General features: G+C 56.7%; 16 protein-coding genes. 4 read left to right on the forward strand and 12 right to left on the reverse strand.

Annotation, left to right across the window (positions count from 1 at the left end):
• Positions 1-23 precede the first annotated feature (23 nt).
• Together rplA and rplK are read right to left on the reverse strand one after the other, a co-directional pair.
• Complete coding sequence (gene rplA / locus AC2FGC_RS15420; protein ID WP_496726637.1) at positions 24-722, reverse strand: 50S ribosomal protein L1; 699 nt, start codon at positions 720-722, stop codon at positions 24-26.
• A 1-nt stretch (position 723) separates the two neighbouring features.
• Positions 724-1,173, reverse strand: coding sequence for a 50S ribosomal protein L11 (gene rplK, locus AC2FGC_RS15425; protein WP_037314971.1), 450 nt, complete (start codon positions 1,171-1,173; stop codon positions 724-726).
• 270 nt (positions 1,174-1,443) lie between these two features.
• On the opposite strand from rplK, the gene AC2FGC_RS15430 reads away from it, so the two are divergent.
• The 4 genes from AC2FGC_RS15430 to AC2FGC_RS15445 all read left to right on the forward strand — a co-directional run bounded on the left by AC2FGC_RS15430 (position 1,444) and on the right by AC2FGC_RS15445 (position 6,321).
• Positions 1,444-2,634, forward strand: coding sequence for an adenylate/guanylate cyclase domain-containing protein (locus AC2FGC_RS15430; protein WP_496726636.1), 1,191 nt, complete (start codon positions 1,444-1,446; stop codon positions 2,632-2,634).
• Between the two features lie 380 nt (positions 2,635-3,014).
• The gene (locus AC2FGC_RS15435; RefSeq protein WP_496726635.1) at positions 3,015-4,235 is read left to right on the forward strand and encodes a peptidoglycan-binding domain-containing protein; all 1,221 of its coding nucleotides are present in this window, start codon (positions 3,015-3,017) and stop codon (positions 4,233-4,235) included.
• Between the two features lie 464 nt (positions 4,236-4,699).
• Positions 4,700-5,560, forward strand: coding sequence for a hypothetical protein (locus tag AC2FGC_RS15440; RefSeq protein WP_496726634.1), 861 nt, complete (start codon positions 4,700-4,702; stop codon positions 5,558-5,560).
• Positions 5,557-6,321: a hypothetical protein gene (locus AC2FGC_RS15445; RefSeq protein WP_496726633.1), complete on the forward strand. Its 765-nt coding sequence runs from the start codon at positions 5,557-5,559 to the stop codon at positions 6,319-6,321. The genes AC2FGC_RS15440 and AC2FGC_RS15445 overlap by 4 nt, the downstream gene beginning before the upstream one ends.
• A gap of 131 nt (positions 6,322-6,452) precedes the next feature.
• Here the strand turns inward: AC2FGC_RS15445 and nusG are convergent, their stop codons facing one another.
• The 10 genes from nusG to ccoO form a co-directional block, all read right to left on the reverse strand.
• Complete coding sequence (gene nusG / locus AC2FGC_RS15450; RefSeq protein WP_058272488.1) at positions 6,453-6,986, reverse strand: transcription termination/antitermination protein NusG; 534 nt, start codon at positions 6,984-6,986, stop codon at positions 6,453-6,455.
• A gap of 200 nt (positions 6,987-7,186) precedes the next feature.
• Positions 7,187-7,384, reverse strand: coding sequence for a preprotein translocase subunit SecE (gene secE / locus AC2FGC_RS15455; protein WP_058279820.1), 198 nt, complete (start codon positions 7,382-7,384; stop codon positions 7,187-7,189).
• A gap of 68 nt (positions 7,385-7,452) precedes the next feature.
• A complete protein-coding gene (gene ccoS, locus AC2FGC_RS15460) occupies positions 7,453-7,611 on the reverse strand; it encodes a cbb3-type cytochrome oxidase assembly protein CcoS (RefSeq protein WP_058272490.1) in 159 nt (52 codons plus the stop codon).
• 5 nt (positions 7,612-7,616) lie between these two features.
• Positions 7,617-9,794, reverse strand: coding sequence for a heavy metal translocating P-type ATPase (locus tag AC2FGC_RS15465; protein WP_496726632.1), 2,178 nt, complete (start codon positions 9,792-9,794; stop codon positions 7,617-7,619).
• Positions 9,795-9,797: 3 nt separating this feature from the next.
• On the reverse strand, positions 9,798-10,256 hold the full coding sequence (locus AC2FGC_RS15470) for a FixH family protein (RefSeq protein ID WP_496726646.1): 459 nt from the start codon (positions 10,254-10,256) through the stop codon (positions 9,798-9,800).
• A gap of 1 nt (position 10,257) precedes the next feature.
• Positions 10,258-11,685 (reverse strand): cytochrome c oxidase accessory protein CcoG, encoded by a 1,428-nt coding sequence (gene ccoG / locus AC2FGC_RS15475; RefSeq protein WP_496726631.1) that lies wholly within the window; start codon positions 11,683-11,685, stop codon positions 10,258-10,260.
• A 100-nt stretch (positions 11,686-11,785) separates the two neighbouring features.
• Positions 11,786-12,661 (reverse strand): LysR family transcriptional regulator, encoded by an 876-nt coding sequence (locus AC2FGC_RS15480; RefSeq protein ID WP_496782785.1) that lies wholly within the window; start codon positions 12,659-12,661, stop codon positions 11,786-11,788.
• 408 nt (positions 12,662-13,069) lie between these two features.
• On the reverse strand, positions 13,070-13,933 hold the full coding sequence (gene ccoP / locus AC2FGC_RS15485) for a cytochrome-c oxidase, cbb3-type subunit III (RefSeq protein WP_496726629.1): 864 nt from the start codon (positions 13,931-13,933) through the stop codon (positions 13,070-13,072).
• A complete protein-coding gene (locus AC2FGC_RS15490) occupies positions 13,930-14,166 on the reverse strand; it encodes a cbb3-type cytochrome oxidase subunit 3 (protein ID WP_496726628.1) in 237 nt (78 codons plus the stop codon). Before AC2FGC_RS15490 ends, ccoP begins: the two co-directional genes overlap by 4 nt.
• Positions 14,167-14,177: 11 nt before the next feature.
• Positions 14,178-14,906, reverse strand: a complete 729-nt coding sequence (gene ccoO / locus AC2FGC_RS15495) for a cytochrome-c oxidase, cbb3-type subunit II (protein WP_058272496.1) — start codon at positions 14,904-14,906, stop codon at positions 14,178-14,180.
• Positions 14,907-14,918: the final 12 nt, after the last annotated feature.

A 14,918-nucleotide genomic window follows, 5' to 3' on the forward strand; every position in this document is an offset into this window, starting at 1 on the left:
TCTTCGCGTTGCAACAATAGGGCTTATTCGCCCGAAGCAGCGGCAACATCCAGAGTCACGCCAGGGCCCATGGTCGAGCTCAGCGCGATTTTCTTCATGTAAGTGCCTTTCGCGCCTGTCGGCTTGGCCTTGGCCACGGCCGAGATAAAGGCACGGACGTTTTCGACCAGCTTGGCCTCGTCGAATGACGCTTTGCCAACACCGGCGTGCACGACGCCGCCTTTTTCCGCCTTGAACTGAACTTCACCGCCCTTGGCTGCTTCCACGGCCGCTTTCACGTCCATGGTCACGGTGCCAACCTTGGGGTTCGGCATCAGGTTGCGCGGGCCCAGAACTTTACCCAGACGACCGACGATCGGCATCATGTCCGGGGTGGCAATGCAGCGATCGAATTCGATGGTGCCGCCCTGAATGGTTTCCATCAGGTCTTCTGCGCCAACGATATCCGCGCCTGCTTCTTTCGCTTCGTCAGCCTTGGGGCCACGAGCAAATACAGCAACGCGCATCGCTTTACCGGTGCCGTTGGGCAGGCCAACAACGCCACGAACCATCTGGTCTGCGTGACGAGTGTCAACGCCCAGGTTCAGAGCGATTTCGATGGTCTCGTCGAATTTCGAAGTTGCGTTGGCTTTGACCAGGGCAACTGCTTCGTCTACCGACAGGTTTTCCTTGCCAGCGACAGCTTCGCGCGCGGCGCGCGTACGTTTACCGAGTTTTGCCATCTTACTTCACCTCGATGCCCATAGAGCGGGCCGAGCCCAGGATGATCTGCATAGCGCCTTCGACATCGTTGGCGTTCAGATCTTTCATTTTGGCTTCGGCGATTTCGCGAACCTGCTTCGAGGTCACGGTTGCCACGGTCTCACGACCTGGGTTTTCCGCGCCACGGGGGCGGTTACGCTTACCAACCGGCTTCAGACCAGCTGCTTTTTTCAGGTAATAAGACGCGGGCGGCGTCTTGATGTCCATGGTGAAGGACTTGTCCTGATAATAGGTGATCACGGTCGGGCAAGGTGCGCCTTGCTCCATGTCTGCGGTCTTGGCGTTGAACGCCTTGCAGAATTCCATGATGTTGATGCCGCGCTGACCCAGCGCCGGACCAACTGGCGGCGACGGGTTCGCCTGACCTGCAGGAACCTGCAGTTTCATCGTACCAGCAAGCTTCTTAGCCATTTGGTTTCTCCTTTTCCAACACCCCTCTGACGCGTCATCAGGGCTATTCAGTTGTGTGGTCTGGTCCGCGAATCGCGATACGCTCGCCTTCCACAATGCTTGTCGCTTTCAACGACAGAGCTGCGCCTTACTAGTCTAAACGTCCAATGGCAAGCCGAATTTCTGATCGCCGATCTGCCTGACGTACGAATCTTGCAGTTTCAGCCCAAGACAGTCAGAGTTTCATGATACCGGTTTATACGCTACAACACGCCGCCTAACGAGAAACTCATGTTGCCCGCATCGCAAAAGCCCAGCCCGCAACAAACCAAAGTTGACGCCCTGATCGAATGGATGGTCGATGGGGCCCGCTCGGCAGGAAATGCCATAGGCATCATTGAGGGTATTTGTACGAGTCTAGTGGATGCGGGCGTAGCAATCGACCGGTTCGGGTTGTTCATCTGGACGCTTCACCCCAATCTGACAGGCCGCCGGTTCTTATGGAAGGCGGGTGAGGGAGTGGACAGGGTTGATGCCCCGCTGCAGTTGTTTACGACCGAAATTTACACGAACAATCCCTTGCCCCATGTGATCGAGCGTAAGGAAACTATTCGTCGGCACTTGGAAGACCCCGATTGCCCGGAAGATTACATCATCATAGGCGAATTGCGCGAACAAGGGTTTACAGACTATCTTGCGCAGCCACTGATCTACCTCAACGGCGATACCCACGTGTGCACGTGGTCGAGCGCATCGCCGGGCGGATTCTCAGAACGGGATTTGAATATTCTGGAGAGGGTCCGTGGACCGCTCGCACGCCTGACCGAGTCCTATATGCTGCGACTGGATGCAACCTATCTTTTGTCGACCTATGTGGGCCGGAACAGTGGCGCACAAATTCTGGATGGCAAGATACACCGCGGCGACGGAGGAGAAATCGACGCCGTCATTCTTTTCGCAGATCTTAAGGGGTTCACACAACTCTCGAATTCAGTTTCCGGAGACGCGTTAGTCAAGCTTCTGAATAATACTTTCGACTGCCTGGCCCCATCCGTGATGGATCAGGGCGGTGAAATATTGAAATTTATGGGTGACGGATTTTTTGCCATTTTCCCAACTCGGGAAAACATGCCCCCGGACGCACAGGTCAAAGCCGCAATTGCGGCGGTTCAAGAAGGTTGGCAAGCGCTGGACACGGCAAGCTTCGATCATAAACTGGGCGTCCGCACAGCGATCCACTATGGTCGGTTTCATTATGGCAACATCGGAGGTGGCGACCGGCTGGATTTTACAGCGATTGGGCCTGACGTGAATCTAACCGCCCGATTGCTTACAGCGGCGACAGAGTTAGATTCTGATCATGTCCTCTCTGACGCGGCTGCGGCAATTCTGCCAGAACTGTGCGAACAGATCGGAACGGCGTCCCTAAAAGGGTTTGGCGAGGATCAATCTGTCTGGAAAGTTCGCACAGCAAATTCATAAAAAGGGTGCCCAACAGGTCACCTCAACATAAATTTTCTGCTAAGCCCAAGTATCCCTGCTTCTTAACCTGCGTGAAGTCCAGCTCGGCCGACATCTCGCAGCCAAAGATCGAAACCAAGACCTTCGCTTCTGGTTCTCGTCGTCCACGCCGTCGCCCATACCGACGAATTCCTCGAACGGACCACAATTGACCCGCTCGTCCACATTTCGTGAGTTAGAAGACTTTTATGCCCATCGGAAAATAGCCTGAAATTGGCAAAAGTCCGCCAACCAACCGCCCTGAGACTGGGATTCGAACGTCACAGTAATGTCCAGGTCCGCGTTGAGCAATGAATGTGGTATACTCATCAAATTCAGGCGTTTTGTTTTGGAGGTAAGTTATGTTTTTTCGTTTGATAGTTACGCTCGGACTCGCCCTATCCTTTGTTGCAACCGCTCCTCAGGTGGCGCGGGCCGACGCCGGTGACTTCCTCGGCGGCGCTGTCGTTGGTGGGGTCTTAGGTTACGCGATAGGCCAGGACCAGCAGAAGAAAAAAGCCCAGAGAACGACGCGGTCAACTCGGACCTACCGTCCCGGCATACCGTCGACAACACAAGGTGCGCAAACTCAGACCGCACTCAACTACTTTGGTTACAATGCCGGAAGGGTGGATGGACAGGTCGGCCGCGGAACCCGGTCTGCGATCGAACGTTATCAGGTTTCAATGGGCTACCCTATCAATGGCTATGATTTTCAGCCGTATCAGCGCGACTTCCTTATGCAGGCCTACTATTGGGCGACAAGCGGAGGACAGGCATCGACTCAACTGTCCGGACAGCCTCTTTTGTTAGCGTACCGTCAGCAAGTGCATAGCGGCACCGCTCTGGCGGCGGCTCCGCAGCCACCGGCAGTGGCCGCCCCGGTCGCAACCGCGCAAGAGGTCGAACCCACGGCAGACGTTGCCGAAGCACCATCCACTACCCTACCGACCTTGTTTTCTGGCGGCACAACAGGCCCGTCACTCGCCAATCGCTGCAGCGCGGTTATGCTTCAGACGTCGACCAATGGCGGCTACACGACTTTGGCCAATATGTCCGATCCTGATTTTGCACTCAGCGAACAGTTCTGCCTCGCCCGTAGCTACGCGATGGCGCGCGGTGAGGATCTGATGCAGGACATTCAGGGACTGACACCAGATCAGGTCGCAGCTCAGTGTGACGCCTTTGGTGAAATGTTGGAGCCGCAAGTTGTTGCGTTGTCTCTAAACTCAAAAACAGAGTCGGAAACTCAGATGCGCAAGCTTGCTTTGGATTCCGGGCTCAGCCCTGAAGATCTTGCGGCGACAAGCAAAGTCTGCCTGGCAATGGGTTACCTGCAGGACAACATGGATACCGCTGTTGGTTCTGCACTGATGTTGGTCGCTATGGGCGAGCCAGCCTATGGAGAGTTGGTTGGGCACCACCTGCGCGAAGGCTTTGGTGTACAAGAACGCCGCGATCTTGCGATGCAATGGTACGATGCGAGCCTTTCTGCGCTGGATGCTGGATCGCAGGCTGTCTTCCTGCCATCCCAATCAGACCGCCCGCAACTCTTGCGAGCGGCTATGGTGCAGGCGAGATAAGTCGATAAACTAAACGCTATCGGCGTCTGCCAAGCTGAAACAAAAAAGCGCCGCGTTGCGTATTGCATCGCGGCGTTATCAATGTAGCCAGAAAACAACCTAGCTCTACTTCGCAAGTTGCTAGAAACCTAGTTCGACCGTGACTTCACCGCCAAAAGTTAGAACAGCAGCTTGACCGGCACGCCCCACCCGACTTGTTTCGCGCGGTCAGATACCAGACCGCGATCCCAGCAACCTCCCACGAGAGAATCTCGCCCGAAAACGGTAAAGGCGGCATGAATAGGGGAATGGTGGGGTTGGCAAGTAGCTCACACCTTGTTTCCAAAGGGCGTGTTTGTGTCCTGAACGAGCCTCTGTGACAGTTGGAAACAGCGAAACAAAATAAATAAATTGAATACATAAGTTGCTTAAGAAACGCAGGCGGGTATCTTGGTACGGCTTGGACACAGAAGAGGTGGTCAGGGATGGCATCATCTCGACTGAATAAGGGACTATTGGTCTGCATTCTTTTTGCTATGCTGCCGGGCTGTGGTAGCAAGGCTCAGGATCAGGGCGCAGAGCCGGAGGCGGTCACCCAAACCGGCGGGTCCAACAGTTCTTCTTCATACTCCTCTACGGGAATTGATCCTGCCACCTATGCCGGTCGGTTTCAGATCAAATTGAATAAAGAAGTTCCACTGCGCGATATTCCGGTTCCCTTCACTGTCTATGGTGGCCTTGAAGAAGCCAGCCCAACCCGTTTGCAACTGCGCGCCTTTATGGATTTGCGCGGATTGCAGGAAAAAGCGCCTCAAATACTGACCGGTCCCCTGGAAGAAAGCTGTAAACGCCAGATCTATCTTGAGGTTCGGGACGTCACCGCCATAGACGACACCGTAAAGATTGAAGGTTCAGCCCGTGCGCAGTTTACGAGATGTAACCGCCATGAAGAACCGGGCTTTCGGTATTTTGGGGCCACGGTAGACGCGGTCGCGGTCGCCAAGGCCGAGGTGAAGGGCCAATGCCTGACATTCAGCATCGAAGGCGTTGATCTAAATCCGCGCGGTTTTATTGGCGCTGTCTCCAATCTTTTCGGACTGACCAACCGCATCAACGAAGCCGTCCTCGAAAAAGGCGGGGAATTTTTGGCTGCGCACCCGGTCTGCCCGCCATTGCCCGCGGAGTTCACTGTACTCGACCCGATTTACGAGTCCGGGGGCACTCGGGAAATTGCGCCAGGCGGGATGGGTGCTGCCATTGTCGGGTCTGCCGATGTCAGCGCTGAGACAATTGTCGAAGTCCTTGGAGGATTGAAGGAGCTTGGCGTATTGGAGTTTGCTGAATGAGACTTTGGTTGATTTTTCCAGCCTTAATGGCAGTAGTTCTGGGAGCCCGAGCACCCGTCGCGCAACAGGTAGATTTTGTCATCGACGCGACACTGCCAGTTCGTGATACGGAATTGCCTTATACGCTTGATCTTAACCTCTCCGCTGTTGCCCCTACCCGGATCGGTGTGGGTGCCCTTCTTGATCTGCGCGAAGTACAGAAAACTGTACCTGAGCGACTGGCGGAAAACGCAATAGTCGACAATTGCGGCCTGCAAGTCCGACTGGATGAATTCGGCTTTAAGGCTGAAGACGACGCGATCGATCTGGATGGGCAAGTGACCATCACAATCTTTGAATGCAGCCGAACCAGTGAGCGCGACTTTCAGCGGGGTGAACAAAAAAACTCTATCCAGGCAAACATGTCCACCGAGGCGACTGTAGAGTTGCGGGACAACTGTGCCTATTTCGAACTTATCGACCTCGTACTCACGGCTCCCGAAGCGCAGCGCGAAAAACTCCTTGAGGACGACACGCTCGAGTCCGTCAAGAAGCTGATGTTGGCTGCCGTAGACCTTGTTTTGAACGAAACCCCTTTGTGTCCGGTACTGCCGGCAGAGCTCGCGTCTCTTGATCCGGTTTATGACTCTGGTGGCCCACGAGAGATCGGAGAAGGTGGACTTGGTGTATTTTTGGACGGTTCGGTGGATGTCAGCCCGTCGACAATTCTGGACATCCTAACAGTTCTTCAACAACAAGAACTAATTCCCGGTCCGCCCTAGCTGCAAAGCTCTTACTTTCCGGTCGATTTCTTCTGCCTTTTGCCTGCGAATTTGAAAAGCTGATGCCATAAAAGCAAAAGCGCCGCGTTGCTCCTAGCATCGCGGCGCTCCAAAATTCGCTGAAGTGGGTTTTAGCCCTGCTTCGTAACCTGCGTAAAGTCCAGCTCGACCGGGGTTTCGCGACCAAAGATCGAAACCGAGACTTTCAGCTTCTGGGCTTCGTCGTCCACACCTTCGACCATACCGTCGAAATCCTCGAACGGGCCGTCGTTGACCTTGACCTTCTCGCCCACTTCGAACGAGATCATCAGTTTTGGCGCGTCCTCACCTTCCTGAACACGGTTGAGGATCTGGTTCACCTCGGCGTCGCGCATCGGCATCGGGCGGCCCTGCGGGCCCAGAAAGCCGGTAACCCGGTTGATCGAGTTGACCAAGTGATAGCCCTGATCCGACATTTCCATATGCACCAGCACGTAGCCGGGCATAAAGCGGCGTTCGGTCGTGACCTTCTTGCCCCGGCGCACTTCGATCACCTCTTCGGTGGGCACCAGTACTTCGTCGATATCGTCCTCAAGGCCTTGCTCAGCCACGGACGTGCGGATCTGCTCTGCGATCTTCTTTTCGAAGTTCGAAAGAACGCTGACCGAGTACCACCGTTTCGCCATGAACCTGTCGTCCTTGTTTGCCTTCGGTGCGTTCGGAATGCCGCAAGCACCGTCATTGAAATTCTGCCACGTCACCCGGAATAAAAAGCGGCGCACAGCCCGAATCGCCGCACGCCCATTCCGAATAGTACTGTGTCAACTACTCTGACATCCCGCGCTGTGCAAGGGGGCTGTGGCGTTTCCGCCCGGCCCAATCCGGTTTAACCGAATGCGCCCAGGATCAGTTGCAGACCGCCGCGAATACCCAGATCGACCAGCGCAAAGAACACAGCGGTCAGCGCCGCCATGATGAACACCATGACCGTGGTCAGCAGAACCTCGCGCCGGGTCGGCCAGACGACCTTCGAGACTTCGGCACGGACTTGCTGAATGAACTGGATCGGATTCATAGTTGCCATTTGGCTTGGTTCTCTCTGCTAGCGGATGGGCCGGACATAACCGGGCATTGCGGCAATTTCAAGAGTGGTCAGGACTTGGGCTTGTCATCCCATTCATCGCTGAGGATACGCCGCGCGTCACCTTCGGGATCATCGTACTGGTTCGACCGCACCGTGTAGATAAACGCCACAAGGCCAACCCCGCCCAAAAACAGGGAAATCGGTATGAGATAGGCCAGAACTTCCATATTAACTACCTCAGGCGCAGGGCATTCAGGGACACGGTAATCGACGACGTCGACATCGCCAATGCCGCGATCAGAGGTGTGGCGAACCCGGCCACGGCCAAGGGTACCGCGATGATATTGTAAACCGTGGCGATGCGAAAGTTCTCGCGAATCCTTTTGGTCGCCTTCACTGCTGTGTCACAGGCATCTGCAATCGGGGACAAATCGTTGCCCAGTAATACGATATCCGACGCCACTCGCGCTGCGTCCAGCGCCGAGGCAGGTGAAATTGACACATGCGCCGCGGCAAGCGCGGCCGTATCGTTCAGCCCGTCACCAACCATCAGGACGTGGCGGCTCTGGTCGCTGAGCTCCTGTACATGGGTGGCTTTATCCTGAGGCAGCGCCTCGGCAATCCATGTTTCAATCCCAAGCTTGTCGGCCAGCGATTGAACTGCGCCCCGCGTATCACCCGAGATGAGAACGACGCTCTTTCCGCCGTCACGGAACGCCTGCACAGCCTCGGCCGCGCCCGGACGCAGAGAATCCGAGAACAGAAACGCAACCGGTGACTGCCCCGTGACCGCCAACCAAGCTGCCGTCTGATCACCTTCGGTCGCGCCGGTCCAACCGGCGCGCCCAAGGCGCACACGCTGATCACGGTAGGTTCCTTCGGTGCCATAACCCGGAACCTCGACCACATCCTCAAGTCTGGCAGGCTTGATCCCGGCATCTCTGGCGGACTTGGCAAGCGACACCGACAACGGATGCGAAGACGCCTCGGCCAGTGCCAGTGCAATCTCAAGATCCGCGCGGGAATGATCCTCAAGATTGGTCAATTCCGGAGTGCCGGATGTAAGTGTGCCGGTTTTATCAAAAACGACCGTATCAACCTCGGCCAGACGTTCCAGCGCAGTAGAATGTTTGATTAGCATCCCCTTGCGGAACAATCGCCCCGAGGCCGCCGTCGTCACAGCGGGCACAGCAAGCCCCAGCGCACAGGGGCAGGTGATGATCAGAACCGCTGCAGCGATGTTCAGCGCGGTTCGGATATCGCCGGAATAGATGTACCACCCAAGGAAACTGAGCGCGGACAGAATATGCACCCCTGGCGCGTATAGCTTGGCCGCCTTGTCAGCCAGCGACGTATAGCGCGATCGACCGGATTCGGCGATGGCCACCAGATCCGCCATACGGTGCAGTGACGTATCCTCGCCTACCGCCGTCGTCCGGACCGTCAGCGGGCCTGTCAGGTTGACTTCACCTGCGCTGACGGCAAGACCGGCTTCGGCAAAGACAGGCAAGGTCTCGCCCGTCAACAATGACCGGTCGAGCTCCGATTTGCCCGATACAATCTCACCATCCACAGGCATACGCCCGCCGGGCCGAACTAGAATCAGATCACCAACGGCCATGCTTGCGACGGACACCTCTTCTTCCGCCCCATCCACCAAGCGAATTGCACGCGGCACTTCCAAGGCCGTCAGTTCTTCGGCTGCTGATCGCGCTGCGGCGCGGGTGCGGTAGTCCAGATATCGGCCCGCGAGCAGGAAGAAAGTCAGCGTCAGTGCGGCGTCGAAATACGCATGCTCTCCGCTAAGCGCGGTTTCCCAAAGCGACGTCATGAGCGCCAACAGAATGGCCAGCACAATCGGCACATCCATGTTCAATCGTTTGACGCGCAGCGCACTCCAGGCGTTGGCAAAGAAGGGCTGCGCTGAAAAGGCAATCGCAGGCAGAGCAATGGCCGCTGAAATCCAATGAAACAGGTCCCGCGTTGCATCCGTAGCCCCTGACCAGACCGACACAGACAACAGCATCACGTTCATCGACGCAAAACCAGCCACCGCCAATCGCATCAGCAGATCACGCCCGGCCTTGTCGGATTGGGTTGCCGACAAAGCGCCCGGGTCCAGCTCATGCGCCTCGTACCCGGCGCGCTCCAAAACGGGGATCAGGTCGGCAGCGTGTGTCTCAGCGGCTGCTTTGACCATTGCACGCTTGAGCGTCAGATTGACCCGCGCGTCCTCGACACCCGGATGGGCGTTCAGCGCGCGCTCAACATTCGCAATACAGGCCGAGCAGTGAATGCCGGGCAGGGATAGGGCAATCTGCACATCTTCAGGAACGGGTCGCGCTGGTTCCGCCGGTGCTGCGATGCAACCGGGGCATGCCGCCGTACCTGAGCTGAGCTGAGCGGTCATCCCCTACCCTTTCACATACAACGGAACCCGCTGCGCAAATTCGGCACCGCTGTTGTCTTTGGCCACCAGACGGATGTTCCAGTTCCCCTTGCCCAGCGCTGCGGGCGTGGAATAGGCGGTCCCGTCAAAAGTGAAATCCGGGGTGAAATCCTCTTTCACATGCGTCGCCCGGCCAACAACTGCCTGCAGCTCGGCCACCTGGACCGGCGCGCCGGTTTGGTCGGTGATGTGCAGGATCAAAAGACCGCCATTGGTCTCAGCCCGGATTTCCCAACCCAAGGCCTGTTGCACTTTCAGGCGCTCGTTGAACTCCTGACTGGCGACGTAAGAGTTTTTGACCTCGAGCCCGGGAAAGGTTTGGACAGCTTTGTAGGCCAGCACGAGATTCACGGAAATGATCACCCCGAAAGCAGCGACAAAGATCGCCAGAAAGTGCTTTCCAGTAAATTGACGCTCGGCCATCTCAGTTTCCTCGTCCATTGAACGTCGTGTCCTTGTAGGCGCGCTCACCGCTTTCGATATCCTCGATCCAGATCCGAACCGGTGTCGCGTCCGCCGCTGCCGGATCCGTGTCTTTCGAGGCGATAATATAGACCCGCTGCAATTGCGCAGTATCCGCCGTGACATTCACCGTATCAAGTGGCGTGCCTTCGATCACGATCCGCATCGCCGGATCACCGGACAGGGACAGCTTGAACAGCCGTTCCTCGCCATGTTTGTTCCGCACGCGCACGTCATAGGTATTGCGGATCGTGCCGTCGGACAGGGTGACAAAGGTCGGGTTGCGAACCGGGGCCACGGTAACTTCGATGTCGGACCGGATGAACAGGGCAAAGAGCAGCCCAAAGCCGACAAGTGACCAAAGGGCCGTGTACAGGATGGTCCGGGGCCGCAGGATGTGTTTCCAGACATTTTTGGGAGGTTTACCTGCCCGCTCGTTGGCTTCGTCGCTCAGGGCCATATAGTCGATCAGACCACGCGGCTTGCCGATCTTGGCCATCATGTCGTCACAGGCGTCGATACACAGCGCACAAGTAATGCATTCCAACTGCTGTCCGTCGCGAATGTCGATCCCAACCGGGCAGACATTGACGCAGGCCATACAGTCGATGCAGTCGCCCAGCTCAGAATCCGCAGTTCGTTTGCCCTTGCCACGCGGCTCACCACGCCATTCACGGTACCCGACGACGAGTGTATCCTCGTCCATCATAGCCGCCTGAATCCGCGGCCATGGGCAGGCATAGATACAGATCTGTTCGCGCGCGAAGCCACCGAACAGGAAGGTCGTTCCCGTCAAAATCAGTACTGTCGTATAGGCAACCGGATGGGCATTCCCGGTCACAAGGTCCCGCAGAAGTGTCGGCGCATCGGCAAAATAGAACACCCAGGCGCCACCGGTCGCCAGACCGATCAAAAGCCAGGCACCCCATTTCGTCAGCCGCAACCGCGCTTTACGAAAGTCTAGCTTTTCCTGCCGATGCAGACGCAATCGGGCGTTGCGATCTCCTTCGATCCACCGTTCGACAAGGATGAACAGGTCAGTCCAAACCGTCTGCGGGCAGGCATATCCGCACCACACGCGCCCCAGCGCCGAGGTGAACAGGAACAACCCCAACCCGGCCATGATTAACAGACCGGCAACAAAGTAGAATTCATGCGGCCAGATCTCGATCCAGAAGAAATAGAACCTGCGGTTGGCCAAATCCAGCAACACCGCCTGATCCGGCAGGCTGGGCCCCCGGTCCCATCTGATCCACGGGGTGATGTAATAGATCCCCAGCGTGACCGCGAGAATAATCCATTTCAGGTTGCGAAACGGCCCGGACACGCGGCGCGGAAATATGGGTTCTCGTGCGGCGTAAAGGCTGGGTGCGGGGTCGGAATCGCTCACGGGCTGGCTCCAGATGTGGCTATATCACGGTGTCTTTTTCCAGAACACAAAGGTAGCCACTTTGACATGGGTCAAAAGCGCATCGTGCAGACACCTTTTGTCACATCTTACCAGCTTGCCGCCTGAGCCATGCAATAAAAGTTTTTGCCGCCGGACGCAGAGGGAAATCACCAGTAACAAGGTGATATCCGCTGTTTTCGGGCTCGCGAAACAGTTCGATGATTTGGCCCGACGTGATTTCTGCTTCGACAAAATGCCGCGCCGTGACGGTTACGCCCTGCCCCGCGCGCAACCCTTCCAAAAGCAGATTGCCGGGTAATGAGATTCGCCCTGCGTTTGGCCCGTGCCCGACACCACGTCGGGCCAGCCAGTTGGTTGCCTCGGTGGTGCCGAACTCTTCAAGCCAGGGCAGTTCGCTGAGCTCGTCTGGCGTCCACGACGTTTTTCCCCCCACCAGATTGCGGGCCGCGACGATCACCATAGGGCTTTGCAGCAACATTTCTGTACGGACACCGGGCCATGTGCCTGCACCATAGCGGATGGCCACATCGACACCGCCGGGATCTAGGCTGACCAGTGCAGGTGACGGATCAAGCGCCAATTGGATATCCGGGTGTTCGGCCTGAAATGCAGGCAGGCGGGGCATCAGCCATGACGCGGCAAATGACGACGTCAAAGAAACATGAACCGGACGATCCTGTTTGGATTGGGTCAGTTCGACCAAGGCATCGCCAATCGCACCGAACCCAAGATGCACGGCGCGCGCCAACCTTTCACCTTCAGGCGTCAAGGTCATGGATTTGCCGGACCGATCCAACAGCGCAACTCCAAGAAATTTCTCAAGCACGCGCAATTGCTGGCTGATGGCAGCGTGGCTGACATTCAGTGAGTTGCCCGCTTCCACAACATTCCGTGTCGCCGCAAAAGCGGAAAAAGCTCTGAGCGATGCGAGCGGCGGCATTTCCATCCAGTTCATATGTAAGCCCTGATTACATATAGAAATGCTAATTGAGTCGCATTTTGCAGTCTGAAAATCAATCCTGATGACAGAAGAACCAAAACTCAGGAGATGTCAGATGCTCTCAATTCTTGCAAAGTCATTCATGATCGCCACTCAGACACATGAGCTGGATGAACCAAAATCATCGGATCGATCTGACAGACAAAGGCAACGCTGGTTGCCGGAAAGTCATTGGTGGAGGCAACACAAACGCGCCAGTTTTTCGCAATGCAAATAGCAAACCGAAGCCCGCGTCTGGACCGCCTCGCTGGTGATTTGTAAGGTAGAGAGGCAGCACCGGCTGTTCAGGAAACGCGCGAACAGATGGAACAGCCGGTGCCTCAACCTTCGGACGGCGAACCGTCCGAAGGTATTCTTTTGAGGTTACTGACCGCCACCCAACTGGTGGACATAGGCGGTGACAGCGCGGATTTGCGCTTCGGTCAGGCGGTTTTCCCACGGGGGCATCACGCCAAAGCGGCTATACTGTACCGTTTCGGTCAAAGCCTCTTCGCTGCCACCATAAAGCCAGATCGCATCCGTAAGGTTCGGTGCACCTTGAGTGACGTCACCCTTGCCGTCTTCGCCATGGCAAACCGAGCAGTTGTCCTCAAAGACAACCTTGCCTGCCTGTGCCGCCGCGTGGTCGGTCTGCGCATTGGTCAGCGACATGACGTACTGTACGACCTGAGTGATCTCCTCTTTCTCGAGGATTTCGCCAAAGGCTGGCATTTCGGAATAACGTGCATCGTCGCTTTCTTCATTCCGAATACCATAGGCAATGGTGGTCTCGATATCTTCCAGCGAACCGCCCCAGAGCCATGCGTCATCCAGCAGGTTCGGGAAGCCCGGCGCACCCTGCGCGCCCGAACCGTGGCACTGCGCGCACCATGTCCGGAATACCGCGCCGCCCGCATTGACCGCATATTGCTGCAGCTCCGGATCTTTCGAGACATCTTCAAGCGAGGTTTCAACCAGTTTGGCGTTCCACGGCGCATTGGCCTCTTCGAAGGAAACGATCTCTTCCTGCACCAATTCTCGTGAAGACCAGCCAAGGACGCCCGCAGTTGCGGATTGAACAAGCGGCCAGGCCGGATACATGATCGTGTAGATCACACCCCAGATGATCGTGACGTAAAAGGTCCACAGCCACCAACGTGGCATCGGATTGTCGAATTCCTCGATGCCGTCCCAGCTGTGGCCCGTGGTATTCGGATCGCCCGGCTGTTTTTCAGGTATCTTGCTCATTGCCGCGCCTCCTTGGATGTGGCGGGTTTGTCGCCCCCACGGGGCGCAGCTGTTTCGTCACCCTTGCGGGGCGCTGGGGCATCTTCGTGCCGGAACGGGATGTTGGCGGTGTCCTTGTATTCCTTGCTGGAACCGGGGCGGAACACCCAGATCACGATGCCAACAAAGAAGGCAAACAGCAGCAACAGCATCCAGCTATCCGCGAATTGCCTCAGGATTGTGTATTCTTCCATCACACCCTCCTTTAGCGGCTCGGATCCGGGGTGAAGGTCGAGAAATCGACCAGCGTTCCCAGCATCTGCAGATAAGCTACCAACGCATCAGCCTCGGTCAGCTCGGGCTGACCGTCGAAGTTACGAATGCTGACCTTGTCACCGTACCGTTCCAGCAAACCGTCATAGTCGCTGTCCGGGTCGGCCTGCGCTCGGAAATCCGCCTGTGCATTTGCCAGCATCTCTTCCGTATAGGGCGTGCCCACGACAGCATTCGCCGCCATGACGTCACCGATATACTTGCCGTCGATCTTGCGATGCTCGAGGAAGCCGTACTTCGGCATCACCGATTCCGGAACCACCGACTGCGGGTCACGCAAGTGATCAACATGCCACTGGTCGGAATAGCGGCCACCAACACGCGCCAGATCTGGTCCAGTACGCTTGGACCCCCATTGGAACGGGTGGTCGTACATCGACTCGGCCGCCAGTGAGTAGTGGCCATAGCGTTCGACCTCGTCCCGCATCGGGCGGATCATCTGGCTGTGGCAGGTATAGCAGCCTTCGCGGATGTAGATGTCACGGCCCGCCATTTCGAGAGGGGTGTAAGGGCGCATGCCCTCCACCTTCTCGATGGTGTTCTCAAGATAGAACAGCGGGGTGATCTGCACGATGCCACCGATGGTCACGACCAAAAAGCTGAAGATCAGCAGGAGGGTCGCGTTGGTCTCGAGGATCTTATGTTTGTCGAGAATTGCCATTGCTCCGGCCCT

This window comes from Ruegeria sp. CDSC054 (assembly GCF_059610645.1).

Bases quoted from the DNA above. Each gene is read 5' to 3' on its own strand.
- ccoP (WP_496726629.1), bottom strand. From the start codon at position 13,933: ATGAGCAAGATACCTGAAAAACAGCCGGGCGATCCGAATACCACGGGC.
- AC2FGC_RS15490 (WP_496726628.1), bottom strand. From the start codon at position 14,166: ATGGAAGAATACACAATCCTGAGGCAATTCGCGGATAGCTGGATGCTG.
- nusG (WP_058272488.1), bottom strand. From the start codon at position 6,986: ATGGCGAAACGGTGGTACTCGGTCAGCGTTCTTTCGAACTTCGAAAAG.
- AC2FGC_RS15465 (WP_496726632.1), bottom strand. From the start codon at position 9,794: ATGACCGCTCAGCTCAGCTCAGGTACGGCGGCATGCCCCGGTTGCATC.
- AC2FGC_RS15430 (WP_496726636.1), top strand. From the start codon at position 1,444: ATGTTGCCCGCATCGCAAAAGCCCAGCCCGCAACAAACCAAAGTTGAC.
- ccoS (WP_058272490.1), bottom strand. From the start codon at position 7,611: ATGGAAGTTCTGGCCTATCTCATACCGATTTCCCTGTTTTTGGGCGGG.
- rplA (WP_496726637.1), bottom strand. From the start codon at position 722: ATGGCAAAACTCGGTAAACGTACGCGCGCCGCGCGCGAAGCTGTCGCT.
- AC2FGC_RS15480 (WP_496782785.1), bottom strand. From the start codon at position 12,661: ATGAACTGGATGGAAATGCCGCCGCTCGCATCGCTCAGAGCTTTTTCC.
- AC2FGC_RS15440 (WP_496726634.1), top strand. From the start codon at position 4,700: ATGGCATCATCTCGACTGAATAAGGGACTATTGGTCTGCATTCTTTTT.
- secE (WP_058279820.1), bottom strand. From the start codon at position 7,384: ATGGCAACTATGAATCCGATCCAGTTCATTCAGCAAGTCCGTGCCGAA.
- AC2FGC_RS15435 (WP_496726635.1), top strand. From the start codon at position 3,015: ATGTTTTTTCGTTTGATAGTTACGCTCGGACTCGCCCTATCCTTTGTT.
- rplK (WP_037314971.1), bottom strand. From the start codon at position 1,173: ATGGCTAAGAAGCTTGCTGGTACGATGAAACTGCAGGTTCCTGCAGGT.
- ccoO (WP_058272496.1), bottom strand. From the start codon at position 14,906: ATGGCAATTCTCGACAAACATAAGATCCTCGAGACCAACGCGACCCTC.
- AC2FGC_RS15445 (WP_496726633.1), top strand. From the start codon at position 5,557: ATGAGACTTTGGTTGATTTTTCCAGCCTTAATGGCAGTAGTTCTGGGA.
- AC2FGC_RS15470 (WP_496726646.1), bottom strand. From the start codon at position 10,256: ATGGCCGAGCGTCAATTTACTGGAAAGCACTTTCTGGCGATCTTTGTC.